Source organism: Bacillus sp. HY001 (assembly GCF_007558965.1).
GTDB lineage: Bacteria > Bacillota > Bacilli > Bacillales > Bacillaceae_G > Bacillus_A > Bacillus_A mobilis.
Genome location: NZ_VLTE01000221.1, coordinates 1 through 344, shown reverse-complemented (window position 1 = coordinate 344; position 344 = coordinate 1). Strand labels below are relative to the sequence as shown.

Below are 344 nucleotides of genomic sequence, written 5' to 3'. Positions count from 1 at the left end.
TAAATAGAAAAATAACCAAGATCACGAAGAGAAAGTTCCCCTGGCTCTAATGTTTGCGTACGTTCCTGTCCATAACGGCAATCGCTACTTGTTCCATCGCTTACAGCTGTTTCTAAAAATTCTCCAGAAATCAGTTCATACTCTAATTGAATTTTCACACCAGCTTCTGAACCACCACCCCCTATCCCTTTGTAAGAAGATGCATATTGAGCTGGAAGCTGAAAAGCTGTTGAATCTAGTATACGAATACGTGTAAAACGGTTAGATAAAGGAGTCATTGGAGAAAACTTCTTTCGAAATACTTGTAAAAACAATTCCTTTAAGAATTGTACAGTCTGTGCATT

At 37.8% G+C, this 344-nt stretch carries 1 protein-coding gene; it reads right to left on the bottom strand.

Features of this window, described 5'->3' with window-relative positions; genetic code table 11:
• On the bottom strand, window positions 1-344 hold a 344-nt coding region (locus FOT98_RS30565), incomplete at both ends, for a transposase (RefSeq protein ID WP_144291236.1).